The 26,134-nt window shown below is 63.0% G+C and carries 30 protein-coding genes; 13 read left to right on the forward strand and 17 right to left on the reverse strand.

The genetic code is table 11. From position 1 onward, the window contains the following. Positions 1-34 precede the first annotated feature (34 nt). From NKJ57_RS07015 to NKJ57_RS07045, 7 genes are all read right to left on the reverse strand, one after another. Complete coding sequence (locus NKJ57_RS07015) at positions 35-619, reverse strand: hypothetical protein (protein ID WP_023819340.1); 585 nt, start codon at positions 617-619, stop codon at positions 35-37. Between the two features lie 80 nt (positions 620-699). After that, a complete protein-coding gene (glyA, locus tag NKJ57_RS07020) occupies positions 700-2,013 on the reverse strand; it encodes a serine hydroxymethyltransferase (RefSeq protein ID WP_352511375.1) in 1,314 nt (437 codons plus the stop codon). A gap of 171 nt (positions 2,014-2,184) precedes the next feature. Next, the gene (locus NKJ57_RS07025; protein ID WP_245265594.1) at positions 2,185-2,331 is read right to left on the reverse strand and encodes a hypothetical protein; all 147 of its coding nucleotides are present in this window, start codon (positions 2,329-2,331) and stop codon (positions 2,185-2,187) included. A 203-nt stretch (positions 2,332-2,534) separates the two neighbouring features. Then, on the reverse strand, positions 2,535-3,788 hold the full coding sequence (locus NKJ57_RS07030) for a L,D-transpeptidase family protein (RefSeq protein WP_023693255.1): 1,254 nt from the start codon (positions 3,786-3,788) through the stop codon (positions 2,535-2,537). A gap of 377 nt (positions 3,789-4,165) precedes the next feature. After that, positions 4,166-4,681 (reverse strand): transcriptional regulator LdtR, encoded by a 516-nt coding sequence (ldtR, locus tag NKJ57_RS07035; protein WP_023672997.1) that lies wholly within the window; start codon positions 4,679-4,681, stop codon positions 4,166-4,168. 203 nt (positions 4,682-4,884) lie between these two features. Further along, the gene (locus NKJ57_RS07040; RefSeq protein WP_023689511.1) at positions 4,885-5,307 is read right to left on the reverse strand and encodes a DUF6163 family protein; all 423 of its coding nucleotides are present in this window, start codon (positions 5,305-5,307) and stop codon (positions 4,885-4,887) included. Then, complete coding sequence (locus NKJ57_RS07045) at positions 5,304-6,341, reverse strand: enoyl-CoA hydratase/isomerase family protein (RefSeq protein WP_352511376.1); 1,038 nt, start codon at positions 6,339-6,341, stop codon at positions 5,304-5,306. Before NKJ57_RS07045 ends, NKJ57_RS07040 begins: the two co-directional genes overlap by 4 nt. A 263-nt stretch (positions 6,342-6,604) precedes the next feature. On the opposite strand from NKJ57_RS07045, the gene NKJ57_RS07050 reads away from it, so the two are divergent. Both NKJ57_RS07050 and hemB read left to right on the forward strand, forming a co-directional pair. Then, entirely contained in the window at positions 6,605-7,120 is a 516-nt protein-coding gene (locus NKJ57_RS07050) for a pyridoxamine 5'-phosphate oxidase family protein (RefSeq protein ID WP_352511378.1), read from the forward strand. Then, positions 7,117-8,172 (forward strand): porphobilinogen synthase, encoded by a 1,056-nt coding sequence (gene hemB / locus NKJ57_RS07055; RefSeq protein WP_352511379.1) that lies wholly within the window; start codon positions 7,117-7,119, stop codon positions 8,170-8,172. Before NKJ57_RS07050 ends, hemB begins: the two co-directional genes overlap by 4 nt. A 34-nt stretch (positions 8,173-8,206) precedes the next feature. Here the strand turns inward: hemB and NKJ57_RS07060 are convergent, their stop codons facing one another. Beyond that, the gene (locus tag NKJ57_RS07060) at positions 8,207-8,533 is read right to left on the reverse strand and encodes a DUF1330 domain-containing protein (protein WP_023673003.1); all 327 of its coding nucleotides are present in this window, start codon (positions 8,531-8,533) and stop codon (positions 8,207-8,209) included. 176 nt (positions 8,534-8,709) lie between these two features. Between NKJ57_RS07060 and NKJ57_RS07065 the strand changes: the two genes are divergently transcribed. Both NKJ57_RS07065 and NKJ57_RS07070 read left to right on the forward strand, forming a co-directional pair. Continuing rightward, the gene (locus NKJ57_RS07065) at positions 8,710-9,405 is read left to right on the forward strand and encodes a winged helix-turn-helix transcriptional regulator (RefSeq protein ID WP_023682403.1); all 696 of its coding nucleotides are present in this window, start codon (positions 8,710-8,712) and stop codon (positions 9,403-9,405) included. A 110-nt stretch (positions 9,406-9,515) separates the two neighbouring features. Then, a complete protein-coding gene (locus NKJ57_RS07070) occupies positions 9,516-10,160 on the forward strand; it encodes a dihydrofolate reductase family protein (protein ID WP_023689515.1) in 645 nt (214 codons plus the stop codon). A gap of 188 nt (positions 10,161-10,348) precedes the next feature. On the opposite strand, the gene ppk2 is transcribed toward NKJ57_RS07070, so the two are convergent. After that, positions 10,349-11,269, reverse strand: coding sequence for a polyphosphate kinase 2 (ppk2, locus tag NKJ57_RS07075; RefSeq protein WP_023689516.1), 921 nt, complete (start codon positions 11,267-11,269; stop codon positions 10,349-10,351). Positions 11,270-11,512: 243 nt separating this feature from the next. Here ppk2 and NKJ57_RS07080 point away from each other — a divergent pair, with 243 nt between their 5' ends. Next, on the forward strand, positions 11,513-12,556 hold the full coding sequence (locus NKJ57_RS07080; RefSeq protein ID WP_352511381.1) for an aldo/keto reductase: 1,044 nt from the start codon (positions 11,513-11,515) through the stop codon (positions 12,554-12,556). Between the two features lie 20 nt (positions 12,557-12,576). On the opposite strand, the gene NKJ57_RS07085 is transcribed toward NKJ57_RS07080, so the two are convergent. Beyond that, positions 12,577-13,548, reverse strand: coding sequence for a glycosyl transferase family 90 (locus NKJ57_RS07085; RefSeq protein ID WP_352511383.1), 972 nt, complete (start codon positions 13,546-13,548; stop codon positions 12,577-12,579). A gap of 178 nt (positions 13,549-13,726) precedes the next feature. Here NKJ57_RS07085 and NKJ57_RS07090 point away from each other — a divergent pair, with 178 nt between their 5' ends. Continuing rightward, on the forward strand, positions 13,727-13,885 hold the full coding sequence (locus NKJ57_RS07090; RefSeq protein WP_023673009.1) for a hypothetical protein: 159 nt from the start codon (positions 13,727-13,729) through the stop codon (positions 13,883-13,885). A gap of 72 nt (positions 13,886-13,957) precedes the next feature. Here NKJ57_RS07090 and NKJ57_RS07095 read toward each other — a convergent pair whose 3' ends face one another. Beyond that, positions 13,958-14,191 carry a DUF982 domain-containing protein gene (locus tag NKJ57_RS07095; protein ID WP_245259900.1) on the reverse strand — a complete coding sequence of 78 codons (234 nt, stop codon included), beginning with the start codon at positions 14,189-14,191 and terminating at the stop codon, positions 13,958-13,960. A 109-nt stretch (positions 14,192-14,300) separates the two neighbouring features. Then, positions 14,301-14,966: a GntR family transcriptional regulator gene (locus NKJ57_RS07100; RefSeq protein ID WP_027049606.1), complete on the reverse strand. Its 666-nt coding sequence runs from the start codon at positions 14,964-14,966 to the stop codon at positions 14,301-14,303. A gap of 150 nt (positions 14,967-15,116) precedes the next feature. Here NKJ57_RS07100 and NKJ57_RS07105 point away from each other — a divergent pair, with 150 nt between their 5' ends. Together NKJ57_RS07105 and NKJ57_RS07110 are read left to right on the forward strand one after the other, a co-directional pair. After that, complete coding sequence (locus NKJ57_RS07105) at positions 15,117-16,382, forward strand: multidrug efflux MFS transporter (protein WP_352511384.1); 1,266 nt, start codon at positions 15,117-15,119, stop codon at positions 16,380-16,382. A gap of 43 nt (positions 16,383-16,425) precedes the next feature. Next, positions 16,426-16,800, forward strand: coding sequence for a DUF423 domain-containing protein (locus tag NKJ57_RS07110; RefSeq protein ID WP_023673013.1), 375 nt, complete (start codon positions 16,426-16,428; stop codon positions 16,798-16,800). A 39-nt stretch (positions 16,801-16,839) separates the two neighbouring features. On the opposite strand, the gene NKJ57_RS07115 is transcribed toward NKJ57_RS07110, so the two are convergent. Together NKJ57_RS07115 and NKJ57_RS07120 are read right to left on the reverse strand one after the other, a co-directional pair. Next, complete coding sequence (locus tag NKJ57_RS07115) at positions 16,840-16,983, reverse strand: hypothetical protein (protein ID WP_352511385.1); 144 nt, start codon at positions 16,981-16,983, stop codon at positions 16,840-16,842. A 62-nt stretch (positions 16,984-17,045) separates the two neighbouring features. Beyond that, positions 17,046-17,189 carry a hypothetical protein gene (locus NKJ57_RS07120; protein WP_023705079.1) on the reverse strand — a complete coding sequence of 48 codons (144 nt, stop codon included), beginning with the start codon at positions 17,187-17,189 and terminating at the stop codon, positions 17,046-17,048. A 145-nt stretch (positions 17,190-17,334) separates the two neighbouring features. Between NKJ57_RS07120 and NKJ57_RS07125 the strand changes: the two genes are divergently transcribed. Then, positions 17,335-18,417 (forward strand): LacI family DNA-binding transcriptional regulator, encoded by a 1,083-nt coding sequence (locus tag NKJ57_RS07125; protein WP_352511387.1) that lies wholly within the window; start codon positions 17,335-17,337, stop codon positions 18,415-18,417. Between the two features lie 15 nt (positions 18,418-18,432). Here NKJ57_RS07125 and NKJ57_RS07130 read toward each other — a convergent pair whose 3' ends face one another. Then, positions 18,433-19,647, reverse strand: a complete 1,215-nt coding sequence (locus NKJ57_RS07130) for an OpgC family protein (protein ID WP_352511388.1) — start codon at positions 19,645-19,647, stop codon at positions 18,433-18,435. A 217-nt stretch (positions 19,648-19,864) separates the two neighbouring features. Between NKJ57_RS07130 and NKJ57_RS07135 the strand changes: the two genes are divergently transcribed. Further along, complete coding sequence (locus NKJ57_RS07135; protein ID WP_352511390.1) at positions 19,865-20,536, forward strand: alpha/beta hydrolase; 672 nt, start codon at positions 19,865-19,867, stop codon at positions 20,534-20,536. A gap of 57 nt (positions 20,537-20,593) precedes the next feature. Here NKJ57_RS07135 and sthA read toward each other — a convergent pair whose 3' ends face one another. Next, positions 20,594-21,982 (reverse strand): Si-specific NAD(P)(+) transhydrogenase, encoded by a 1,389-nt coding sequence (gene sthA, locus NKJ57_RS07140; protein WP_023682415.1) that lies wholly within the window; start codon positions 21,980-21,982, stop codon positions 20,594-20,596. A 191-nt stretch (positions 21,983-22,173) separates the two neighbouring features. Here sthA and NKJ57_RS07145 point away from each other — a divergent pair, with 191 nt between their 5' ends. The 3 genes from NKJ57_RS07145 (at position 22,174) to NKJ57_RS07155 (ending at position 24,565) form a co-directional block, all read left to right on the forward strand. Next, positions 22,174-22,644, forward strand: a complete 471-nt coding sequence (locus NKJ57_RS07145) for an RDD family protein (protein WP_023673020.1) — start codon at positions 22,174-22,176, stop codon at positions 22,642-22,644. Between the two features lie 139 nt (positions 22,645-22,783). Further along, positions 22,784-23,548: an arginyltransferase gene (locus NKJ57_RS07150; protein WP_023682417.1), complete on the forward strand. Its 765-nt coding sequence runs from the start codon at positions 22,784-22,786 to the stop codon at positions 23,546-23,548. Between the two features lie 120 nt (positions 23,549-23,668). Further along, the gene (locus tag NKJ57_RS07155; RefSeq protein WP_023829426.1) at positions 23,669-24,565 is read left to right on the forward strand and encodes a DMT family transporter; all 897 of its coding nucleotides are present in this window, start codon (positions 23,669-23,671) and stop codon (positions 24,563-24,565) included. Here the strand turns inward: NKJ57_RS07155 and NKJ57_RS07160 are convergent. Beyond that, a complete protein-coding gene (locus NKJ57_RS07160) occupies positions 24,553-25,767 on the reverse strand; it encodes an AI-2E family transporter (RefSeq protein WP_352511391.1) in 1,215 nt (404 codons plus the stop codon). The two genes, NKJ57_RS07155 and NKJ57_RS07160, sit on opposite strands and share 13 nt — an antisense overlap. Positions 25,768-26,134 lie beyond the last annotated feature (367 nt).

Below are 26,134 nucleotides of genomic sequence, written 5' to 3' on the forward strand. Positions count from 1 at the left end.
GGCGGGAGGAAAATTGCCAGCCGCGCCAGATATGTCAGGGGGCGACGTCCTTGGTCGGGAAGCCGCAGGACGTTCCGAGGTTGCGGTAGGCCTTGGTGAAGCCATCCATCGGGATGCTGGCGACAGCCTGCTTGCCGAACGTCACATCGAGCGAGATGACCTGGCGCATGGCCCGCAACAAAGCGAGACTGGTCTTGACCTGGTTGTCGACGGTCCAGCTCGGGCGGCCGGCATCATTGGAATAGACGGTCGCGGAAACCTTGACGCCGGGGTCGCCAAAGGTCGCGGCGATCTTCTTGCCGGTCGGCAGGTCCTTGTTGGCGATCGTGAACATGATCGCCGGATAGGCATCGGGCGGCAGGGCGTCGCCAGTCGAGATCGAAAGCGTCAGCGTGCCGGCATTGCCGTTGCCGTCGAGAAAGGCCGTGGAGGCCGCACAGGTCTTGTGCGAATCCTGGCCGGTGTCGAGCGCATCAATGATGGTGGTCCACCTGCGAAAGGTGTTGGTGCCCGGGATATCCGTGCCCGGCTGCGTCTGCTCCTGGGCGATCGCGCCCGACACGGCGACAGCGGCAAGCGAGCCGAGAAAGGCCAGAACGGCAGGATGGAACATGCGCATCGTCAGATCTCCAACAGGCCGCGCCGCCCGAACAGCAACCGGCGCAGAGCGCGGGATAAAAGACGAAGCGCCGCTGGCGGTCAACCGAGATAGGGATAGAGCGGGAAACGATCGGTCAGCGCCACGACCTTGGCCTTCACCGCCGCCTCGACCGCCGCATTGCCTTCGTCGGAATTGGCGACCTTCAGCCCGTCCAGCACTTCGGCGATCAGCTTGCCGATCTCGCGGAACTCGGCATGGCCGAAGCCGCGCGTGGTGCCGGCCGGCGTGCCCAGACGCACGCCAGAGGTGACGAAAGGCTTTTCCGGATCGAACGGGATGCCGTTCTTGTTGCAGGTGATGTTGGCGCGGCCGAGCGCTGCCTCGGCGCGCTTGCCGGTGGCGTTCTTGGGCCTGAGATCGACCAGCATCAGATGATTGTCGGTGCCGCCGGAGACGATGTCGAGGCCGGTTTCCTTGAGGCTCGACGCCAGCGCCTTGGCGTTGGCGGCGACGCTCTCGGCATAGAGTTTGAAACTCGGCTTCAGCGCCTCGCCAAAGGCGACCGCCTTGGCGGCGATGACATGCATCAGCGGCCCGCCCTGCAGGCCGGGGAAAACCGCCGAGTTCATCTTCTTGGCGATGTCCTCGTCATTGCACAGGATCATGCCGCCGCGCGGGCCGCGCAGCGACTTGTGCGTGGTTGTGGTGACCACATGGGCGTGCGGCAGCGGTGACGGATGCACGCCGCCGGCAACCAGGCCGGCGATATGGGCCATGTCGACCATCAGATAGGCGCCGACCGCATCGGCGATCTCGCGAAAGCGCTTCCAGTCCCAGATGCGCGAATAGGCGGTGCCGCCGGCCAGGATCAGCTTCGGCTTGGTCTCATGCGCGGTCTTTTCGATCGCGTCCATGTCGAGCAGATGGTCGTCCTTGCGCACGCCGTAGGAAATGACCTTGAACCATTTGCCGCTCATGTTGACGGGCGAGCCGTGCGTCAGGTGGCCGCCGGAATTCAGGTCGAGGCCCATGAAGGTGTCGCCGGGCTGCAAGAGCGCCAGGAAGACCGCCTGGTTCATCTGGCTGCCGGAATTCGGCTGGACATTGGCGAAGTTGCAGCCGAACAGCTTTTTGGCGCGCTCGATAGCGAGTTCCTCGGCGACGTCGACGAACTGGCAGCCGCCATAATAGCGCTTGCCCGGATAACCCTCGGCGTATTTGTTGGTCATGATCGAGCCCTGCGCCTCGAGCACGGCGCGCGAAACGATGTTTTCCGAGGCGATCAGCTCGATCTCGTGACGCTGGCGGCCAAGCTCGTTGCGGATCGAGCCGAAGATCTCCGGATCGGCATCTTCCAGCGTGGTTTCGAAGAAGGATTCGAATTTGTTCGACGCTGCCGCTGCAGTTGCCATGGCCTGAAATCCTTCGGTTCGGGGCATTTATCTATGCATATCGTTGCCCCGAAACCGCTGCACGGTTCCGGGCGACATGCATTGCCGCGCCATTAACACAGTTGTTTTCGCCTCGCCACGTTTGCAGCGCGAAATTTGCTGGCCGGATTGCGCCAGAGCGGCCCTGAACCGCTATTTTCGCTCCTGCCGCCCCTGCAGCAAGGCTTCGGTGAGCGTGATCTCGGTAAACAGCGCCCGCGCCGTATGGTCGTTGATCGCGCCGCTGCTTAACATGTCGCGCACGGCGATGCGCTCGGCCTCGATGCCGGCAAGCCGCATTTCGAGCTCCAGCCGCCCGGCTTCGCGGGCCTCCGTCCGGGCGTCGTCGGCCTCGTCCGAGGTGGCGATGCGGCGCCGGTAGCCGGCGACGATGTTCTCGGCGGCGGCAAGCCTGGCGCATGGCCGGCGCCACCAGCCCCGCCTCGTGGGACTTCGAACGGAAAGGCCACTTGCGGTGGCCTTTCCTGACTGAGATCAGCCGCTTAAAGCGAAGAGGTGATCTGCAGTTCGCTGGCGCCATCGAGCGCGTAGACGTCGTCGCGGAACTGCACGACTCCCGAACCCGTCGACCAGGCCGACACATAGAGGAAGTGGACCGGGACCGGGTTGACGACCTGCACCGGCGTGTTCTCGCCGGTCTTGATGGTCGCCTCGAAATGCTGGCGGTCCCAGCCGGGCGTGTCGCGCAGGATCCATGTGACGAGGTCGCGCACGTTCTGGACACGCACGCAGCCCGAGGAATCGAAGCGCATCATCTTGCCGAACAGGCTCTGCTGCGGCGTGTCGTGCATGTAGACGCCGTCGGGGCTGGGGAAGTTGATCTTGACCGAAGCCATGGCGTTGCCGGAGCCCGGATCCTGGCGGAAGCGGTATTTTGCGGCATCGTCCGTCGACCAGTCGACAGTCATCGGATCGACTTCGCTGCCATCCGGCGCAAACAGGCGGATGTGGCTGTCCTTGAGATAGTCGGGGTTCTTCCGCATCAGCGGAATGATGTCCTTGCGCACGATCGAGACCGGCGCGTTCCAGTAAGGATTGACGATGATCTCGTTGATCTTGGAATTGACCACCGGGGTCTGGCGGTCGATCTTGCCGACGATTGCGGTGTGGCGCAGCACGACGCGATCGTTCTCGACCGCCTCGATCTGTGCCGCCGGGATATCGACCAGCACATAACGGCTGCCCAGCGTGCCGGCCTTTTCGCGCAGGCGCTCCAGATTGGTCTGCAGCTGACCGAGGCGGATCTGCGCCGAAACGTTCATCGCGGCATAGGTGTATTTGCCCATGGCGCCGTCGGCCGGCAGGCCATGGCGCGCCTGGAAGCGCTTGACCGCGGCGTCGACATAGGAATCGAACGACGTCGAAATGCCGGCGCTCTGCGCCAGGTCGCCCGAAACCATCAGCCGCTTGCGCAGCGGCACCACGTCCGGATCGTCGACGCCAAGCTGCAGCTTCTTTGTCGCCGGCACCTCGCCCCAACCGCCCTGGGCGACGATGTTCTGATACTGCGCCACAGCCTGTTCGGTGAAGGCGACCGTCTGTAGGCTGAAGATCGGCAGCGTCGAGGCGACCTTGCCGCCTTCGGAGGCGCGGGCGTCGAACTGGTCGTCCCAATTGCCACGGTTCGAAGACTTCAGGATGTCGTCGATGACATCCTGCGCGCTGGCGGCATTGGCAACCATGGCAACGGCGAGCGCTGAAGCTCCGGAAAGGAAAAAGCGGCGGCTGGTTCTCATGGACGTTCCAGACATTCTTGTCGTGTTGGCTTGTAGCGTTTGGCTGTTGCAGCGTTCGGCTACGTGCTCGATTTTGGGCGATATCGCCCGCACTTTAAAGTTGGCATTGTTAAGAATTAGCCAACCATGACCTGCGTCACCTGGCCGTAAAAACCGGACGGCGATGCGACCTTACAGGCGCGCGAACAGCTTTCGCCGCCGCATACCCACACCCCTCGCTTCCACCGCGAATATGGCGGCAACGTGGCTTTGCGCCGAATTTGGAACGCCGGCGGCTCGAAAAGAAAAGGCCGGTGCTTTTCGGCACCGGCCTGTTGGCTGAGACTTTCCTCCGGCCGCGCTTCTTCCGGCGCAGCTGCTATTCAATGGCCCGCTGATTACATCCGGTAGGCGATGGTGTCGTTCCAGAAGCGGTCGAGGCGCTGCAGCGCGCGGTTCATCTGCTTGAACTCTTCGCTGTTGATGCCGCCGACCTGTTCGATCGAGCCGACATGGCGCTCATAGAGACCGGCGACGACTTCCGCCACTTCATTGCCCTTCGGCGTCAGCGAAACGCGGACCGAACGGCGGTCGATGCGCGAGCGCTGGTGGTTGATGAAGCCGAGATCGACCAGCTTCTTCAGATTGTAGGAGACGTTCGAGCCGAGATAGTAGCCACGCGAGCGCAGCTCGCCGGCGGTCAGTTCGGAATTGCCGATATTGAACAGAAGCAGCGCCTGGATGGCATTGATGTCGGAACGGCCGTTGCGGTCGAACTCGTCCTTGATCACGTCAAGCAGACGGCGATGCAAACGCTCCACCAGCTGAAGCGATTCCATGTAAAGCGAACGGATAGCCTCGCGGCGATCGTCGGATACGTTGGCGGTCTTCGCCGCCGGACGCGAATTGATCATTGTCTTTGCCTCTCGTTTGTCGCCCTGGTGATTTTTTGTTTTTCACCTTGATTGCGACACTATCGAATACTCATAAAATTCGACTTAAACGCTAGGGCTAACAAGAGCTTACCGGTAATAGGTTTCGCAAGACGCTTAACGAACGGTCACCCGAGCAAGGATAATTAACCTAAAGATTTAGCCAATGGCTGCGGGGCGGCGTTTCAGGCGCGCGCGGGGCGCTTGCGCATCCAGATAACGACGCGGAAGGCGATGTAGAGCAGCGCCACCGCGGCATGCGAGAAGACGATCAGCGGCCGGTGGCCGTACAGATTGGGGAAGCCGGCATACATGATGGTCTCGGTCACCGCGCAGATGAACCAGATCACCGGGCCCCACGACGCCAGCATCCAGAGGCCGGCGGCGGCGAAGGGGAAGAACACGGCCAGCATCACCGCCACGACCTGCCAGTGCACCGGCATCAGGTCGAAGCGCCACAGCGGGCCGGGATAAAAGCCGATCAGCCGGATCCAGTACAGGATGCCGAACAGCAGGCAATAGCCCGCTATGACGCGCTGGAACCAGGCGAAGATGATCTCGACACCCGAGGGCTGCAGCACGATGCGCCGCGACGTGACCTCGCTCACAGTTCGAGCTCCCGTTCGAGCGGCGCGAAATAGGCGTCCACCGAAGCAGCGTCAACCTCGGCCAGGCTTGCCGGCCGCCATTGCGGCGTCGAGCCCTTGTCGACGATGGCGGCGCGGATGCCTTCATAGAAGTCGTGCCCGGCCAGCATGCGGTTGAGGATGCGGAACTCCATCTTCATGCAGGCTTCCATCGACAGCGTCAGCCCGGCGCTGATCTGGCGCCACGCGACATTGAGGCTGGTCGGCGAGCGGGTGCGGATGGTGGCCAGCGTCTTGGCGGCAAACTCGTCGGCGCCTGCCGCCCGCTCCAGGCTCTCGAGGATTTCGGCGAGCGAGGGTTGGGAAAAATGCCGGGCGATGGCTTCCAGCACCGGCTGGGCGGTTTCGCGCCGGGCCGGCACGAAGAAGCCGCGCAGGACCGATTCCGGATCGCCATTGGCGCAGAGCCGGTCGAGAAAGGCAGCCTGGTCGGCGGCCTTGATGGTGTGGGTGGCCAGGCCCGACCATAATGCATCGCCATAGCGGATGCGGTTGCCGGTCAGCGCCAGATACATGCCGAAGCTGCCGCCAAGGTCGGGCAGAAGATGGCTGCCGCCGACATCGGGGAAGAAACCGATGCCGACTTCGGGCATGGCGAACTGGGCGTTCTCGGTCAGCACGCGCTGCGAGCCGTGGAACGAGATGCCGACGCCGCCGCCCATCACGATCCCGTCGATCAGCGCGACATAGGGCTTTTTGTAACTGTTAATGCGGGCGTTGAGCCGGTATTCGTCGGCGAAGAACTCGACCGGCGGCTTTCCGGCGCGGGCCTCGTAGACGTGCATGATGTCGCCGCCGGCGCAAAACGCCCTGCCCTCGGCCTTGACGATGACGACATCGACGCCGGTATCGCGCTCAAAAGCGTCGAGCGCCTTGTCCAGCGCCTTGATCATGCGATGTGTCAGCGCATTGAGCGCCTGCGGCCGCGTCAGCGTGACGACGCCCGCCTTGCCCAACTGTTCGAAGCGGATCTCGTCGCCGCCGCCAAAATCCATCGTCAGAGAATCCCTCCCCGCGCCTGCGGGACTGAAGTGCTAAAGGTGGCGCATGGGTGCGTCAACCGGCGGGCGCGGTTTGGATTTTCGCAAGGGAACGCGACCGTGCTTTGCCCCCCGCAGAAATGCGCGCAGAATTGCCGGGCGAAACAGCCTTTCTTCTGATGCAGAAACAAACGCATGACGCTTGAAACCGCAGCGCCGAGCCATGGCTGGGAGATGCGAAAAAGTTCGACCCGGATGATGTTCTCAGCCGCCCGCTGATGGCCAATCTGGCGACCGTGACACCTGACGGCGCGCCGCGCAACGCGCCGATGTGGTTCATCTGGGAGGACGCTGCAATCTGGCTGCTCGGCTCGACCGGGGCAAGTGCTGTCAAACACCTCGAACGTGACCCGCGCTGCGCCGTGGAGATCGTCCATTTCGACAATGAGGCCGGCATCCTGCTGCATCTCGGCCTGCGCGGCTCCGCCACCATCGAGCCGATGGCGCCGAAACGCTTCAAACGGCTGCTGCACAAATATCTCGGCCCGGAGGCGACCTGGAACCGCTGGTTCATCGACAATGTCGCCGACATCGGCCATCCGGACGGGCGCCTGATCCGGCTTGCCCCGAAGAGCATCTTCACCAACAATGTGTCGTTCTTCAAAACCGGCCCCGAGCTGGGCGTGGCCGCCGAAGCCGTAAGCAGCGCGTTATCGACTGGCACAATCGTGTCGCATTGGTCAGCGGCAAGGCCTCGTGGTAAAAGCCGCCTCGACCCGGAGTTTTTGCGATGAACAAATTCACCCCCGCGACGAGCAACAAATTCGCGCCGGCAAAGCCCGGCGGTGCGCGCAGCGTCGACGAGATCACCGGCAGCCGCCGCTTGCGGCGCATGCGCAAGGCCGACTGGTCGCGCCGCCTGGTGCAGGAAAACCGGCTTACGGTGAACGATCTGATCTGGCCGATCTTCGTGATCGACGGCAAGAACACGCGCGAGCCGATCGCCGCCATGCCCGGCGTATTCCGCCTGTCGCTGGACCTCGCCGTCAAGGAGGCCGAGCGGGCCGCTAAGCTCGGCATTCCGGCGATCGCCACCTTCCCCAATGTTGAACTCAGCCTGCGCGACCTGACGGGATCGCACATCCTCGACCCGGAAAACATCATCAACCGCGCAACCCGCGCCATCAAGGACGCGGTGCCGGAGATCGGCATCATCACCGATGCCGCGCTCGATCCGTTCACCTCGCACGGCCATGACGGCATCTTGCGCGACGGCATCATCGTCAATGACGAGACAGTGGAACAGGTGACCGCCGCGGCCGTCATCCAGGCAGCGGCCGGCGCCGACATCATCGCGCCGTCCGACATGATGGACGGCCGCATCGGCGCCATCCGCGACGCACTCGACGCCAACGGTTTTTCGGATGTGGCGATCATGTCCTATGCGACGAAATTCGCCTCCGCCTTCTACGGCCCCTACCGCGAGGCGGTCGGCACCGCCGGCCTGCTCAAGGGCGACAAGAAGACCTACTATCTCGACCACGCCAATTCCGACGAAGCGGTGCGCGAGGCCGAGCAGGATATCGCCGAGGGCGCCGACATGCTGATGGTCAAGCCCGGCCTGCCCTATCTCGACATCATCCGCCGGCTGAAGGACGAGTTCCAGATGCCGACCTTCGCCTACCAGGTGTCAGGCGAATATTCGATGATCAAGGCGGCGGCCGCCAATGGCTGGATCGACGGCGAAAAGGCAATGCTGGAGAGCCTGCTCGCCTTCAAGCGCGCCGGCTGCGACGGCATCCTGACTTACTTCGCGCCGGAAGTGGCGCAGCTGCTGAAGGGTTAGCCGGAACCTGGATGCTCCGGGTTCCGGCTTTTCCTCACGCCTTTGGCAAATAAGGAATCGTTCCGGCGAGATCGGTATCGTCGATCAGTTGGAAGCGGCTGTCGCTGCCCTTCCGGCGCTCCGCCACAAACGGAGCGTATTGCGGATCGTTGGTGAAGGCTTCGGCTGCCTTTGCCGACGGAAACGCCATGATGGCGATCAGGCTGGTGTCGAGCGGCTTGCCCTCCAGCGTCTTCACATTGCCGCTGCGGGCGAGATACTTGCCGCCATGCTTGTGGACGAGGTCATGCACCGAAGCGGCATAGGCCGGCACCCATTTGTCGTCCTTCACCTTGATGTCTGCGATCACGTAAGCGGTCATTGTCCAACTCCTCATGGATCGGCACCGGACTGCCCGGTGACGTGACCGCTGCCTCGCATGGCGGCGCCGGACCGCTCCAGTCACAGAACTGTACCGGGGGTGCCAGTACAGCTTCTGTACTGGCTGAACTCAGGTTTTCTGAATAAGGTCCGGCAACATCTTTTGGAGCTCACCACATGACACAAGCCGGTTACAAGCAATTCTGCCCGCTCTCCATGGCCGCCGAGCTGCTCTGCACACGCTGGACCATGGTGCTGCTGCGCGAACTGGTGGCGGGATCGACCCGCTTCAACGATTTGCGCCGCGGCGTGCCGAAAATGTCGCCAACCCTTCTGTCGCAACGGCTCAAGGACCTCGAGGCCGGCGGCATCGTCGAGCGGACCGAGATCGCGACCGAGAAGGGCGTGTTCGAATACCGGCTGACCGAGGCGGGCCGGGATTTGCGCCCGGTTGTCGAGGCGATGGGGTTTTGGGGCCAGAAATGGGTCGAGGCCAGGCTGTCGCTCAAAAACCTCGATCCGTCGCTGCTGATGTGGGACATGCGGCGCAATCTGAACCCCAGTCCGCTGCCGGACGGGCGCACCGTGATACAATTCCTGTACCATGACCTGCCGGCGTCAAAACGATCGTGGTGGCTGATCGTCGAGAAGCAGGGCGAGGTCGATCTTTGCTGGTACGATCCGGGCTTCGACGTCGATCTCTACGTCTCGACCGATCTGTGCACCATGACCTCGATCTGGATGGGGCTGACGACAGTTCACAAGGAACGCGACAAGATCAGCCTGACCGGCGATCTCGACGTCGCCGGCAAGATGCAGATCTGGCTTGGGCTCAGCCCGTTTGCGGTGATGCCGAAGCGCGTGGCGGCTTGAGGTCCCTGCGCATTCCACAGATCGGCTTGCCTCTAAAAATACTAGTTGCAAAATGCAATCAGTTTGAATACTGATTGCAAATCACAACTGGTCACCAAAGGGAGTCTTCCATGTCCAAACTGCGCGTCAATGCCTTCACCTTGTCGCTCGACGGTTTCGGCGCCGGTCCTGACCAGGACCTGCAAAATCCGCTCGGCGTTGGTGGCGAAGATCTGCACAAATGGATGACCGGCACCCGCACCTTCCACGAGATGGTCGGCAAGGATGGCGGCAGCACCGATGTGGACGACCGGTTCACCGTCCGCAGCTTCGACAATGTCGGCGCCTGGATCCTCGGCCGCAACATGTTCGGCCCGATCCGCGGCGAATGGCCGGATGAGAACTGGAAGGGCTGGTGGGGCAACAACCCGCCCTATCACGTGCCGACCTTCGTGCTGACCCATCACAAGCGCGACCCCATTGTGATGGAAGGCGGCACCATTTTCCGCTTCGTTACCGGCGGCATCCACGCCGCGCTCGAACAAGCAAAGGCTGCGGCCGGCGGCAAGGATGTCCGCGTCGGCGGCGGCGTTTCCACTATCCGGCAATATCTCAAGGAGAAGCTCATCGACGAGTTGCATCTGGCTGTGTCGCCAGTGTTGCTCGGGAGGGGCGAGAGCCTGTTTGCCGGGCTGGATATGCTGAAGCTGGGTTACCAGTGCACCGAGCAGGTGGCCACGGCGCTCGCCACGCATGTGACGATCAAGCGGGTATAGTGGCGAAGTAACAGGCGCAGGCTTCTTTCTCCCCGTTTTGCGGGGAGAAATGCCCGGCAGGCAATGAGGGGCAGCGCTGCTTTTGGAGGTTAGCAGCGTCCGACGGCTGTGAATTCGTCGATGCCGGCGCTGCCCCTCATCCGCCTTCAGGCACCTTCTCCCCGTGAAACGGGGAGAAGGAAAAGTGCTCAATACTTCTCCGGCACGTAAAGCTCGCGCGGCAGGACCTGGCGCTCGTACTCCGGGTTGAACACCCGCTCGGGCAGCGTGATTTCTTCGTGCGGCACGTCCTCATAGGGCAGCTGTTTGAGGAGATGGTCGATGCAGTTCAGCCGCGCCCGCTTCTTGTCGTTGCCTTCGACGATGTACCACGGTGCCTCTGGGATGTTGGTGCGGGCAAACGTCTCTTCCTTGGCCTTGGTGTACTGCTCCCAGCGCACGCGCGACTGCAGGTCCATCGGCGACAGCTTCCACTGCTTCATCGGATCGTGGATGCGCATCATGAAGCGCATCTGCTGTTCCTCGTCGGTGATCGAGAACCAGTATTTGACCAGCGTGACGCCGGAGCGGACCAGCATGCGTTCGAACTCCGGCACATCGCGGAAGAACTCTTCGACCTGATCGGGTTCGGCAAAGCCCATCACCCGCTCGACGCCGGAGCGGTTGTACCAGGAGCGGTCGAACAGCACGATCTCGCCGCCGGCCGGCAGATGCGGCACGTAGCGCTGGAAATACCATTGTGACTTTTCGCGCTCGGTCGGCGCCGGCAGCGCCACGACGCGGCAGATGCGCGGGTTGAGGCGCTGGGTGATGCGCTTGATGACGCCGCCCTTGCCGGCGGAATCACGGCCCTCGAAAACCACCACCAGCTTCTTCTTGTGGTAGGCAACCCAGGACTGCAGCTTGATCAGTTCCGACTGCAAGCCGATCAGGTCGCGGAAATACTGCATGCGATCGATCGACGGCGGATGCGCGTTCTTGTAGATCTTGGCGATCTCCAGCGACAGCGCCGGCTCCGAGATTTCCAGCTCATAGTCCTCATCGAGCGTGTCGGCGAGTTCGGCTTCCAGCCAATCCCTGGCCGCAGAATTCTGCTTTAGCTCATTCATTTCCACTGCTCCGCTTGCCGGCTGACATGAAACCCTGAGCCGACTTGATATAGGCCGGCAATGACGGTTTTATTGCAAGCCGCCGGCCAGCCGGTCATCACTGCAAACCAGCGAGCATTGCCGATCCATCGCCCTGGGATGGCGACAAGCCGCTCAAATTGTCCTACAAATGGCGGACCCGTTCGGGCTTCCCCGCCCTTTCCTGCTAAAACCACCTCCCCACCAAAACTACGAGGATCTGACATGGAATACCGCACGCTTGGCCGTTCCGGCTTGAAAGTTTCGGCGCTGACCTTGGGAACCATGACCTTCGGCGGCAGCGGGCCGTTCGCTGCCGTCGGCAATTCCGATCTCGCGGAGGCCTCGCGCATCATCGACACTTGCATCGATGCCGGCATCAATCTCATCGACACCGCCAATGTCTATTCGAACGGATTGTCGGAAGAGATCATCGGCGAGGCGCTCGGCGGCAAGCGCAAGAACGACGTGCTGATCGCCTCCAAGGCGCGCATGCGGATCGGCAAGGGCCCCAATGACGAAGGCCTGTCGCGCCATCATCTGATCCGCGAATGCGAGAAGAGCCTGAAGCGCCTCAGGACCGATGTCATCGACATCTATTTCCTGCACGAATGGGACGGCGCGACGCCGCTCGAGGAAACCATCGCCGCGCTCGACACGCTGGTTGCCCAGGGCAAGATCCGCTATGTCGGCTGCTCCAACTATTCCGGCTGGCAGGTCATGAAGGCGCTCGGCATCGGCGACAGCCAGCACCAGCCGCGCTTCGTCACCCAGCAGATCCACTACACGCTGGAAGCACGCGAGGCCGAGTATGAGCTCTTGCCGATCTCGGTCGACCAGGGCCTTGGCGTTTTGGTGTGGAGCCCGCTCGCCGGCGGCCTGCTGTCGGGAAAATACCGCCGCGACAGTCCGACGGCGCGCCAGATCGGCGGCTGGTCGGAACCCCCGATCCGCGACGAGGATCGGCTGTGGCGGATTGTCGACGTGCTGGTCGATATCGGTGCGGCACGCGGCGTTTCGGCGGCCCAGGTGGCGCTGGCCTGGCTGCTTGGCCGGCCGGCCGTCAGCTCGCTGGTGATCGGGGCGCGCAACGAAGCCCAGTTGAAAGACAATCTCGCCGCGGCGAGCCTGACGCTGTCCTTTGATGAACGCCAGCGTCTCGATGCCGTCAGCCGGCCTCCGGTGCTCTATCCCTACTGGCACCAGCAGTTTACGGCGAAGGACCGCTTCGGCCCGGCCGATCTGGTTATGGACCGCAGCGTCATCTGACTTAAGGGCGCCGGAAGCCGCTAGCCCGCGATAAACCGCCAGACCTGCGGATCGGGCTCGATCTGGCCGCTGAGCACGAAATATTTGTAGAGCACGAGCAGGCAGATCGCCTGCTCGGCCCGCTCGTCGGCGAATTTGCGGCAATAGGCGTTGGCCGCCGCAACGATGCGCTGGGCCTCGGCCGGATGTTTCTCGAGATGGTGCACGCGCTCGGCCAGATCGCTGAAGTCGGGCGCCAGCGGCACATAATGGACATCGGGCTCGAGCTGCCCTTCCGCGAACCAGGTCTCATAGGTCGGCGGCGGCATCAGGCAGAGCGAGTTCGAGCTCATGATCCATTTCAGATTGGTCGCGACATCATTGCCTTCGAGCGAGATGATGTAGCGGTAGCGGCGCTGCTGATCGATGCTGAGATAGGGCTTGCGGTATTCCGCAGGTGCTGTCGCCCTCGGCGTGCCGACATCGCAGAACGGCAGATTGCGGGCTGCATCCAGCAACAAGGTGCGGATCGGATTGTTGAGTTCGCCGCGCCAAACGACGAGCGGATGCTTGTCGGCGAAGGCGACATCGTCGGCCGGCATGTAGAAATGACGGAACTTGTTCAGCTTGAACAGGACGCCGTTGCCGTTGTCGTCCGCTATCGGCCGGTCCTTGACGATCGACGGCATCTTCGGCACTTCGATGACGTCGCCGAATTCCAGGTCGATGCGCAGATCTGGGTCGAAATAACGGGTGAACTCCTTCAGATCGTAATAGTACATGCTGCGGTCCGACGGCAGCCGGCTGACCGGCACGGCCTCGGGGCTGGGGCTAAAAGGCTCCCGCAGCGTGTTGTAGTAATTGAGCCGCTGGCGGACCGATGCGTCGGAAAGCCTGGCCTGATCGAGCAGCCGGCCGAGCCGGCGCCGGAAAAGAACCGGCGGCGCGATGTCGCGCATGGCGTTGCGCGCATAGTAGATCAGCTTCTGTGCGTTTCTTTGAAGCGTGGCCATCGGTCGTTTTGATTCGAAATCGGTCGGCGGCGGCTCCAGCAACTGTCCCGCAGCCTTTTCTAAACCATTGTGTTCGCCATCACGCAAGTCCAGAACCGCTGGCATCTGCCCTCGCGGCGCTGTTGTGTTTGCCGGCCAATGCTTCTAGGCAGGATCAGGCACAGCGAAAGGAAACGATATGGCTCGACCACCGAATTACGGTCAGGAACGCAAAGAGCGCGACCGGCAGAAGGCCGCCAAGAAGGCGGAGAAGCTCGCCGCCAAGGTCGCGGCCAAGGAGCGCGCCGAGCCTGAGAACGAGGCAAGTTCGAAAACCGACACCGAGACAGAGAAATAGGCAAGACAGGATCACCGGCCCACGAAACGGGCCGGATCCTGGCAAAATGCCGGTCTGATCAGGCCGATGTGATCAGGCCGGGGCCTTGTCGCTGACGAAGACGTTGACCTCGCGCGCGGCGGCGATGAAGGCGCGTCTTGCTATCATCGCCGGCTTGTCGCCGGCCAGCGCGTCATGGCAGGCCTGCAGCGCTTCGCGGTGCTTGGGGCTGCGCTTGCCGGGCCAGCTGTTGAGCAGGTAATCGGAAGCCTCGCGCACTGTACGCAAGAGCTGAGTGCTTCCCTCCGTGCCCGACTTAACGGTCACGGGTGTTTCAAATCGGTTGTTTTCCATGGCCGCCTCTTACGCCATCGGCGTCCGCGAAGCGAGGCCGAAAGCGGATCGCGACGGCGTTCTTTCGTTTTCGTGACCAGTATCAAGCGGCGACGACGGCAAAACCCCTGGCGCGCAGGCCGCGCCGGTCACTGTGCAACGACGTCACCAGGCGGTCGCGGCTGCCGGCTATATGGGCGGAAAGTCGCGCCGCCGCCGCATCGGCATCGCCGGCCCGCACCGCTGCCAGAATGGCGTGATGCTCGCTCCAGGCGCGGCCAAGGGCCGCCTCGTCGCGCACCTCCAGCCAGCGCGCCCGCGACAGCCGCGTCATGGCATCGCGCACGGCCCGAAACAGGAACTCGTTGCCGGAGAGCCGCGCCAGTTCGATATGGAAATCCATGCCGACGCGGTGCCATTCCTCGCGCGGCGTGGCAGTGTCGCAGGAGCCCAGCATCGCCTCGATGACATCGGCTGCGCTCCTGTCGGCCAGCGCCGAAGTCAGCCTGACCGCCGCGACCTCGACGGCTTCGCGGTACACCGCGATCTGTTCCAGTTCGGCAAGGTTGATCGGCGACACGGTCCAACCGCGCCCGTCGCGGCAGATCAGCCCTTCCGTCTCCAGCCGCAGCAGGGCTGCCCTGACCGGCGTGCGCGAGGCGCCGAAGCGGCTCTCGATCCAGCGCTCCGTCAGCCGCTCGCCAGGACCGACCTCGAGGCCAAGGATCATCTCGCGAAGCGCTTTTTCGACGATGTGCATCTGCGACATAGTTGCTTCCATTGCTGGCGATCGGCCTTGCCCGTTGGTCTTGCCGATCACATTGAGAGCGCCTGATTGACAGCAGCCGGGCTTTGCGTCCATGAGGGTACCAAGTTGGTATCCCAAATTGGTATCCGCAGCAAGCGGACAGGACAGGACATGCCGCAGGACAGTGCAGCGCGGGCCGCCGAAGTGCCTTCCACCTACAACATTCATTGGCGGCGCAACCTGTTCGTGTGCTTTGCCGGATCGTTCAGCACGCTTGTGGCGATGACGTTGCTGCTGCCGTTCCTGCCGCTCTATGTCGAACAGCTGGGCGCCGTGGGCCACGCGGCGATCGTGCAATGGTCCGGCATCGCTTTCGGCGCCACCTTCCTTGCCGCCGCCCTTGTCGCGCCACTGTGGGGACGGCTGGGTGACCGTTATGGCCGCAAGGTGATGCTGGTGCGCGCCAGTTTCGGCATGGCGATCTGCATGTCGCTGACCGGCATGGTGCAGACCGTCTGGCAATTGGTGCTTTTGCGCCTGTTGATCGGCTTTGCCGGCGGTTATTCCTCAGGCTCGACGATCCTTGTCGCCATGCAGACGCCGAAGGAGCGCTCCGGCTGGGCGCTTGGCGTGCTGTCGGCCGGCATCACCGCAGGCTCCCTGGTCGGCCCGTTGCTTGGCGGCGCGCTGCCGCCATTGATCGGTATTCGCGCCACCTTCCTCATCGCGGGCGGCGTCATTTTCCTGGCGGCGCTGGCGACGACGTTCCTGATAAAGGAGATGCCTCGCCCGCCAGTACAGGCAAAACGCGAGGAGAAACCAAAGGGAAGTTGGGCGCAGATCCTCGACAAACGCCCTGTCGTGGCCATGCTGGCGACCGGCATGCTGTTCACCTTCGCCAACATGTCGATCGAGCCGATCATCACCGTCTACGTCCAGCAACTGGTCGCGGACGCAAGCCGGGTGACCCTGGTCTCAGGTGTCGTCATGTCGGCGGCCGCACTCGGCGCCATCCTGTCGGCGTCACGGTTGGGCAAACTCGCCGACCGCATCGGCCACTGGAACGTCATCGTCGCATCGCTGGCCGTCTCGGCTCTGCTGTTGATACCGCAGGCCTTCGTCACCGAGAGCTGGCAGTTGGTCGGGCTGCGGTTCCTTATGGGTCTGGTGCTGGGCGGGCTGTTGCCCTGCATCACCAGCGTCATCCGCCACAATGTTCCCGATGGGGTCGGCGGCAATGTGCTGGGCCTGGCAATCTCGGCGCAATATGTCGGCCAGGTTGCGGGGCCGCTGCTGGGCGGCTTCGTCGGCGGCCATTTCGGCATGCGCGCGGTGTTTCTCGGCACGTCGTTGCTGATGGCGGGCGGTGCCGCGTATAATTGGCTGGCCCAGGCGCGCCGCACGCGCGACATGCTGGCGATATCGGAAAAATCCTGACAGACAGGTCGCGCCGCCTATCGTCAATCACGGAGCCCGAGAAATGAGCATCGCCGAGTCAGCACCAGCAAACAGCGCGCGCATCCTCGTTTTCGCCGGCGGCATTGCCGGCGCGGCGGGCGTGGCGCTGTCGGCGGCTTCAGCGCATCTCGGCGGCGCGTTCGTCGGCACGGCCGCATCCTTCCTGCTCATGCATGCGCCGGTGTTTTTGGCCGTCGGCCTCGCCGGCGCAAACCGGATCTTGCGGATCGGCAGCCTGGTGCTGCTCGTCGGGCTTGTTCTGTTCTGCGGCGATCTGCTGGCACGGGATTTCGTGGGATCGCGGCTGTTCCCGATGTCGGCGCCGATCGGCGGCACCTTGCTCATCGCGGGCTGGCTGGTGATCGCGGCCTCGGCGCTCGTGCGGCAACGGTCCTGACGAGGCAAAAACCCTGCCCCATCAGATATCACACGAGGCTTAATCCTGCCGGTTTTCCGGCAGCAGGTCGCGGTTGCGCTTGGCAGACTTGGTCGGCCGCCGCCTTTCCGGCTGCTCCGTGGCAGGCGAGATACCCCAGTAGTTGCGATAAATGTCTTCGAACAGATGCTTCACGGGATGCATGTTCGTCTCCTCTTAAGAACTTGAATCGATCCAATCAGCTGGCACGAAAATGCCGGGGCCGATCAGCTGCGCTTGCGTTTCACAAGGTATTGCAGGTCACGCCTCCACGGCCCGACCTTGTCGCGGCGCTTGCGGGTGGCGGCGTCGGAGACTATGCCCCAATCATTGCCGTAGATGTCTTCGAACAGATAATTCACGGGATGCATGGCACCCTCCTCTTGAATCGATCCAAGTTGTACTTGGTGAATCCCTTGGATCGATTCAATATAGACCCTCTCCGCCGTCCGATCAAGGGAAAATTTGAACCGATCCAACGAAAGTGCTAAACAGGCTCCGGTTCAGGAGACGAAAATGACGGCATTGACCTCCGGCAAGACGAGACCAGTGCGGCTTGCCGACATCGCCAAGGCGGCCGGGGTCTCGCACGGTACCGCGTCCAACGTGTTCGCTCGCCCGGAAATCGTGCGCGAAGAGGTCCGCGAGCGGGTCAAGGCGGCGGCGGAAGCGATGGGCTATGCCGGCCCGGATCCCAAGGGCCGGCTGCTGCGCGCCGGCAAGGTCAACGCCATCGGCGTGGCAACGGCAGAACCATTGTCCTATTTCTTCGACGATCCATTTGCCCGCGTCATGATGGCCAGCATTTCGCAGGCCTGCGACGCCACCGGCGCCGGAATTTCGCTGGTCTCGGCCGCCAACAGCGAGCAGCTCGCCTGGAACATCCAGAGCGCCCTGGTCGATGGCTTCATCGTGTTCTGCATCGAGGGCGGGTCGCGGCTGGTCGAACTGGCGCGCGAACGCAAACTGCCTTTCGTGGCGCTTGACCTCGATTCGGAAAATGAGGCGGTCGCTGCGATCGGCGTCGACAACGTCGCCGGCGCGGGTCTGGCGGCGCGCCATCTGGCCGAGTTCGGCCATCGCAGCTTTGCCGTACTCGCCCTGGAATCTGCCGACGCTGGCTTTGGTCCCGTCACGCAGGAGCAAGTCGAGACGACATCCCTCTACTCGGGCACACGCGACCGTCTGCGTGGCTATTTCGGCGAGCTCTCCCGCTTCGGCATCGACGTCTCGCAAGTGCCAATCTACGAAACCCTCAATGACGAGGCGAGCGTGCGGGCCGGCCTCGATCATATTTTCGCGCTGCCGCAGACGCCGACGGCAATCCTGGCCATGTCGGACAAGATCGCGCTGCATGCGCTCGACTGGCTGCGCGAGCGTAACATTGCCGTGCCGGGCGATGTGTCAATCGTCGGCTTCGACGGCGTGCCGGAAGGCGCCGACTCCGAGCCGCCACTAACCACTGTCGCCCAGCCGATCGCCGAGATGGGCCGCCTGGCCGTCAAGGCGATCCTCGAAAATGACGGCTCGCAGCACCGGCGATTGCTGCCGGTCGATCTTGTGGTGCGGGGGTCGTCCGGCCCCTCGCCTGCTAGCTAGGCGGCTGATGTGGGATCATCGGCTTAGCCTTGGCATCGCGGGCATGCCGAAGGTCTGGTGAACGGCTGGCGCTTCTTTGCGAACCGGCTTTTTGCTCGAGCCGATAGTCGACAGCCATTCGAGATAGAAGGCCAGCGCGAACTGCATGGCGATGCCGGAAGATAACAGCAGCGCATCGTAGGCAAAGCCGCCCGGATTGATCACCTTCATCACCTGTGCCGCCATGGCGATCAGCGTGCCGGCGAGGAACACCGGCAGCGAACGCTTGCCGAGCAGAGCAAGCGGATGATCCGGGCTGAGACGGAACAGGTTCGAGAAAGCCGGCAGGGCGACGATCAGATAGCTCACCGCCAATATGTGCAGGAGCCGCGGCAGCGACAGGAACGTCTTGTCGAAGCCGCCGATCACCACGGGCAGGTCGAACCAGCTTACTTGGCCCCAGAGCGGGCTGTGCACCCAGACCGCTGCTGCCGCGACATAGGTCGCCGCGGCGCCTACCAACCAACGATTGACGGGAATTGTGCCGCCGCGCCTGACATGCAGCATGCCGGCAAGCCCGACGTTGAACAGGAATTGCCAGGATAGTGGGTTGAGAAACCAGAAGCCGGGCTCGGGATAGTTCGGCGGCGCGATCTGCCAGAGGCCGGCGACGAGCCACAGCGCGCCGGAAAAGACCAGCGCCGGCAGCGGCCGGTAGCTGACGAAGAGCAGGAAGAGCGGCGCCATCAACAGCAGCGCGGCATAGACCGGCAGGATGTTGTTGTAGCCAAGCTGGTGGCCGAGCGTGACAATGCCGATCATGACCTCCGGCGTGTTCTTCATCAGCGGCTCGATGTTGATCAGCTTGAGCAGTTCCGGCCGCCGGCCGAACACCGCCGCGGCGCAGAATAACGCCATCACAACCATGGTGGTGACGATGTGGGCGCTGTAAAGCACGCCGGCCCGGCGCCACATCTTCAACGTCGCCAGCAGCCGGCCGCCCGGCTGGAACTTGTTGCCATAGGCGAGTGCGACCGACATGCCGGAAATCAGCACGAAGGCTTCCGCCGCGTCCGAGAATCCGAAATTCTTGTAGGTCAGCGTTTCGAAGACGGTGCCCGGCACGTGGTCGATATAGATGGTCAGGAGTGCGAGCGCACGGAACACGTCAATGCGCGTGTCGCGATCGGCGATACGCGGAGCGCGATCGGCGATACGCGGGGCGCGATCGGGCGGAACTGGCAGGGTCATCGATAAAAGGCCTCAAAGGAGAGCAAGGGTGCTCGCGTTGTTCATGCCGGGATGCGACCATCGGCGCACACCGCTTCGATTCCTCCCGCAGGGAGCATATCGGCGCAGAAACGGTCTGAAATGAGCCTGTTGCAATCACATTTCGCGGAGCGTGAAAATATTCCGTTTTGAAGCTGGCAAAGGACCAATGTCTCCGTGAAATCAATGAGATATGAGCGTGCATCGATATAGCGACGAGAACGCCTTTCTGCATCAGGATCTGGCCTTTCCCTACCGCCTCCTCAAGCCGGAGAATGCCGGCGGCGAGAGCCTGTTTTTACTGCACGGATCGGGTGTCGACGAAACGACGATGGTGCCGATTGCGAGGCAGATCGCCCCCAACGCCACGCTGGTCGCGGTGCGTGGCCGCATCCGCCAAGAAGACGGCTTCCGCTGGTTCGAGCGGATCACGCCGACCAGTTTCGAACAGGCGAGCATCCGTGCCGAAACATCGTACTTTGCCGCCTTCGCAAGCGAGGCCGCAAAGCGCTACGGGCTCGACCTCGCCCGGGCGACTTTCCTCGGCTATTCCAACGGCGCCAATCTGGTTTCCAGCCTGATGCTGCTCAACTCCGGCCTCGTCCGAAAAGCGGCGTTGCTGAGAGCAATGCCCGTGCTTGACGATGCGCCGGCAACCAATCTGACCGGAACGCGCGTCCTGATTGTCGCCGGTGCCGCCGATGAGACCTACGGGCCGTTTGCGCCGCCACTGGTGACGCTGCTCAACAAACATGGCGCCGAGGTCGATGCGCGCATCGTGCCTTCAGGTCACGAAATCGGCGACCCGGATGCCGCCATCGTCCGGCAGTGGCTTGCGGGACCAGCATTGGTCGCACGCCAGGCAGGCTAGGAGACCTTGGTAGACCGCATCGGCGCCCGGCGGAACAGCTGAGCAGATGCTCGTCGCCTAGCCCTGTCCCATCCGGTTCCAAGCATCGAGCCCGGCGATCTTGTAGGCTTCGGCCAGCGTCGGATAGTTGAAGGTGTTGTTGACGAAGAAATCAACCGTGCCGCCGAGGTTGATCACCGCCTGGCCGATATGGATCAGTTCGGTGGCGCCTTCGCCGACGATGTGGGCGCCGAGCAGGCGGCGCGTTTCGACCGAGAACAGCAGCTTCAGAAAGCCGGAGTTGACGCCCATGATGTGGCCGCGCGAGGTTTCGCGGAACCGCGCCAGACCGACTTCATAAGCAGCGCCGCTCTCGCGCACCTGCTCCTCCGACTGACCAACGGTGGAGATTTCCGGCACGGCGTAGATGCCATAGGGGAAGGTTTCCGGCGGCGGTGGCAGTTGCACGCCGAAAGCGTGGCAGGCGGCCACCCTGCCTTGCTCCATCGATGTCGAGGCAAGGCTGGGGAAACCGATGACGTCGCCGGTGGCATAGATGTTGGGCGCACTGGTCTGGAAGGTCTGCGGATCGACCTTGATGCGGCCCCGGGAATCGGCCTCGATGCCGACCACGTCGAGGCCGAGGCTGCCGAGATTGCCGCTGCGGCCGGCGGCGTAAAGCACGATCTCGGAGCGGATGGTGCGGCCATCGGCGAGCGTCACTTCGGCATAGTCGGGTTTTGAGACGATTTCCTTGACCGTACTGCCGAGGCGAATGGTCATGCCGCGGTCGCGCATCTGGTGGATGAAGTCGTCGACGATCTCGCGGTCGACGAAATCGAGGATGGTGTTGCGCGGCTCCACCAGCGTCACCGGCACGTCGAGCGCCGAAAAGATCGTCGCATATTCAACGCCGATGACGCCGGCGCCGATCACCGTCAGCGTGCGCGGCAGATGGTCGAGTTCCAGCATCTCATCGCTGTCGAAGACGCGGATCTTGTCGAAAGGCACGTCGCGCGGCCGGTGCGGCCTGGTGCCGACCGCGATCAGCGCATTGGTGAAACCAACCTCCGAGTAGTCGCCATTGTCTGCCGTCAGGCTGACCTTGTTTGGGCCGACGAATTTCGCCATGGCGCGCACGCTTTTGACGGCGTTGCGCATAAACTGGTGCTGCAGCACCTCGACCTCGTGGTCGAGCGTCTTGTGCAGCCGCTCGACCAGGTCGGCGATGGAGATGTCCTGCTTGACCCGGTAGCCGCGGCCGTAAAAGCCCCGCTCGCGCCAGCCGGACAGGTTCAGCACCGTCTCGCGCAGCGTCTTCGACGGGATGGTGCCGGTGTGCACCGAGACGCCGCCGAGGCGCCGGCCCCTGTCGACCACCAGCACCGATTTGCCGAGCTTGGCCGATTGCACCGCCGCGCGGCGCCCGGAAGGGCCGCTGCCGATGACCAGCATGTCGTAATCCATGTAACCCCGTCCCCTCGGCGTCTTGTTGCGCCGCAGCAAGCTAACGCCATCCGTCCACCAAATTCAATCGGCTCAACCGCGTCACACTGCCGAGCAGGACCGGATGGACGAACCGATCTTGATTCCGCCCGCGGTCTTCACCATTTCAGTGGCGGCGCACCCTAGCGTGGCGCCTGTTGCGAGGACATGACATGAACGCGCGCGTACTTGACGGCGAAATCATCACCAGCAGGCTCGACGACGTCAGGGCCTATGACGGTGTGCGCACGCGGCGGATCCTGGCCTTCATCATCGACTATTGCATCGTGGCGCTGCTCACCATTCCGTTCGCGATCCTGGTGGCCGTGCTTGGCCTTTTGACATTCGGTCTTGGCTGGGCGCTGTATTCCATCCTCGTGCCGGCGGTCGCCATTCTCTACATCTGGAACACGCTGGGCGGTCGCAACCAGGCCACATCAGGCATGAAGATGATGGGCATTCGGCTCGATCGTCTCGACGGCAGCCGTATCGACGGCCTCACCGCCGTTGTCCATTCGGTGCTGTTCTGGGCGAGCACGGTCATCCTGACGCCGCTCGTCCTCCTGGTGACGCTGTTTTCCGATCGCAAGCGCACACTGCACGACCTGCTGCTTGGCACGGTCGTCAGCCGCAGCGACCGTTGAACCGGCGTCCAACCGACGCCAACAGGCATTTGTGCGCAAATGTGAAGGGGTCCGTTCAACCCCGCCTTCACAATCCTGTTGAATTTTTCGCCAGCCAAGCCAAAGGTAGAGCGATTCGCAGGAGTGTTCCCAAGGTTCGATGACGCACCATCCGACCCAGTCGCCGCAGTTCTTCCTGACCGCGCCATCGCCGTGCCCGTATCTCGAGGGCCAGTTCGAACGCAAGGTGTTCACGCATCTGGTCGGCGACAAGGCGCCGGAGATGAACGACCTGTTGACGCAAGGCGGTTTCCGGCGCTCGCAGAACATCGCTTACCGTCCCGCCTGCGAGACCTGCCGCGCCTGCGTCTCGGTGCGCATCCTGGCGCAGGAGTTCACCGCCAGCCGCAACATGAAGCGGGTGATCCAGCGCAATTCCGATCTGATCGGCGCCATGCACGACGCGCAGCCGTCGACCGAGCAGTATTCGCTGTTTCGCGGCTATCTCGACGCTCGCCATCGCCGCGGCGGCATGTCCGACATGACGGTGCTCGACTACGCCATGATGGTCGAGGATACCCATGTCGACACCAAGGTGATCGAATACCGGCGCCGCGGCCCCGACACATTCATCACCGGCAAGGGCCAGGGCGAGCTGATCGCCGTGGCGCTGACCGACAAGATGGCCGATGGCCTGTCGATGGTCTATTCCTACTTCAATCCCGAGTTCGAGGACCGTTCGCTCGGCACCTTCATGATCCTCGACCATATCGCCCGCGCCCGGGCCATGGGCTTGCCCCATGTCTATCTCGGCTACTGGGTCAACGGCTCGCGCAAGATGAACTATAAAATGCGCTTCATGCCGCAGGAGCATCTCGGCCCGAAGGGCTGGGAACGCTACGACCACGAAGCGGTCACGCGCTGATTTTTCTTCTTACCAGATCCTGATCTAAACATTTTCAGCCGAGACGATGCTGGTCTTCCGCCCGTTGGCGGGGCGATTGCGCCGACCGGCATCTGCTCAAATCATTGCGAAAGCCGTTGCATGTCCTCTCACAATGCCCACACCAAAGGACTCCTGCTCACCGCGCTTGGCGGGCTGGCGCTGACCATCGACATTCCCCTGATCCGGCTCGCCCATGGCGAAGCCTGGACGATCCTTTTGCTGCGCACCGGCTGCACCTTCGTGGCAGGGCTGATCGTATGGGCCATCTGGCGCTCGTTCAGCAAGAATGCTCCGCAGCTGATACCCGGCTGGTCGGGGCTCGTGGTCGCCACACTCTACGGGCTCGGCGCAATCGCCTTCATCACCGCCGTCTACAACACCTCGACCGCCAATCTGGTTTTCATCCTCGCCTTCTCCACCATGTTCTCGGCGCTGCTGTCGTGGCTGTTCCTGAAGGAGCGACCGCAGCCGCTGACGCTTGCGGCAATGGCGCTGATGATCGTCGGCATCGCGATCATCGTCGGCGATTCCGTCGGCACGGGAAATCTGTTCGGCGATGTGATGGCGCTGTGTTCGGCCTTGGCGATTGCCTGCGCCATCACCGTTTCACGCGCCAGCGGCAGGGATATGGGATTCACCGCGCTGACCGGCGTCCTGCTGCCGTTCGGGCTGGCGGCGCTCATGGTCTCCAAGACCGGTTTTCAGGTGGAGGCGCCATGGTGGATCGTTTTCAACGGCGCCGTCATCATGCCGTTCGCCTTCTTCTGCCTAGCCAACGGGCCGAAATACATTTCAGGCCCGGAAGTGGCGATGTTCTATCTCCTGGAAACGGTTTTGGCGCCGGTCTGGATATGGATGATCTTTGCCGAGACGCCGTCGCGCAACAGCTTGATCGGCGGCGTGATCCTGATCGTCACGCTGGTTGCCCATTCCCTGTGGCAGTTGCATGAAGGGCGCAAGCGCCGGGCAGCGCTCGCCGTCGCTTACCCAGCCTGACTTTTCTTCGCCGGGCCGGCGACAATCTCGATCTGCGGCGGCCCGCCTTCGAGCTCGGCCGCCGCGTCGGGAACGGTGTCTTCGGCCAGTTCCACCTCGCGCAGCCATTCGCGCCAGATCGCGACCAGCAGCGCCATCAGCACCGGGCCGATGAACAGGCCGAGAAAGCCCATTGTCTTTACGCCGCCGATCAGGCCGAAAAAGGTCGGCAGGAAGGGCAATTTGATCGGTCCGCCGACCAGCTTCGGGCGCAAGGTCTTGTCGACGATGAACAGTTCCACCGCGCCCCAGATGAACAGCGCCAGACCCGCCATCGGCGAGCCGCTGGCGGCGAGGTAGATCGACACAAGCGTAAACGACAGCGGCGCGCCACCGGGGATCAGCGCCATCACGCCGGTCAATGCGCCCAGCGTCACCGGCGACGGCACCCCGGCCAGCCAGTAGGCGATGCCCAGCACCAGCCCCTCGCCGATGGCGATCACGGTCATGCCGGTGACGGTGGACGAGATCGTTGCCGGTACGACGCGCGAAATCCGCTCCCAGCGTGCCGGCAGGATGCGTTCGCCGAGGCGGTCGATCTGACCGGCAAAGTGTGCGCCGTCGCGATAGGCGAAGAACAGCGCGATCATCATGAACAGCAGCGTCAGCAACAGACCGAAGGCGCTGCCGCCGGCAGCCAGCACGCCGCGATAGATGCTGCCGATATTGGCGCCGCTGACCAGCTGGATCAGCTCGCCGATGCCGCCGGGATGGCCGAAATTGTCGATCCACTGTTCGTTCAGCCACTCGCCGACGACCGGCAGCGAGGTGATCCAGTGCGGTGTGACCGCACCGTGCCTGTTGGTTTCGATCGCCCAGCCGACCCATTCGCGGACCTCGTTGATGGCGTAGGTGCCGGCAAGCGCTATCGGCACCACCAGGAAGGCGAGGATGAACAGGATGGCGAGCGTCGCGGCGACCGTGCGGTTGCCTCCGACACCGGCAAGCAGCCGGCGGTAGAGCGGCCAGCTGGCAAAAGCAATGACGAGGGCTGCCAGCACGGGAAACAGGAACCCGTGGAAGAAATAGACGCCGGCGGCAACGATCAGCACCAACAGCCAGCGCGCCGCCGACAGCGGCGGAATGACGGCGGCTCTGAGCGGTGTCGACAGGCCGAACAGGCGCTGCTGACGTGCCGGCTTCTGGATCTTCGCTTCCTTCAAACGGTCAATTCTCCCCGGCCTACACAGCGTTTGTGCACTGTCATAGTGCCGCAATCGTGACGATAGTCCAAATGGCTGGTGAAGCTGCCAATCTCCCCCCTTGTGGGGGAGATGTCCGGCAGGACAGAGGGGGGCGCGAAGGATCGCCAGCCTGGCACCCGACATTGAAGACCCAAGAGTTGCGACCGAGTGGCGAGCCATGACCATTTGATGCGCTGGCGGGACAGCGCCCCCCTCTGGCCTGCCGGCCATCTCCCCCACTTGGGGGGAGATCAGCAGCTTCAACCAAATTTCCCCGTCCGCGGGAATCCCTTCGGCACCATCCGTCCGGCCGACGCTCTCGCGCCGATCCACTCGGCCAGCTCTT

Origin of the sequence: Mesorhizobium sp. M0077 (assembly GCF_040322955.1) — a bacterium.
Taxonomy (GTDB): Bacteria; Pseudomonadota; Alphaproteobacteria; order Rhizobiales; family Rhizobiaceae; genus Mesorhizobium.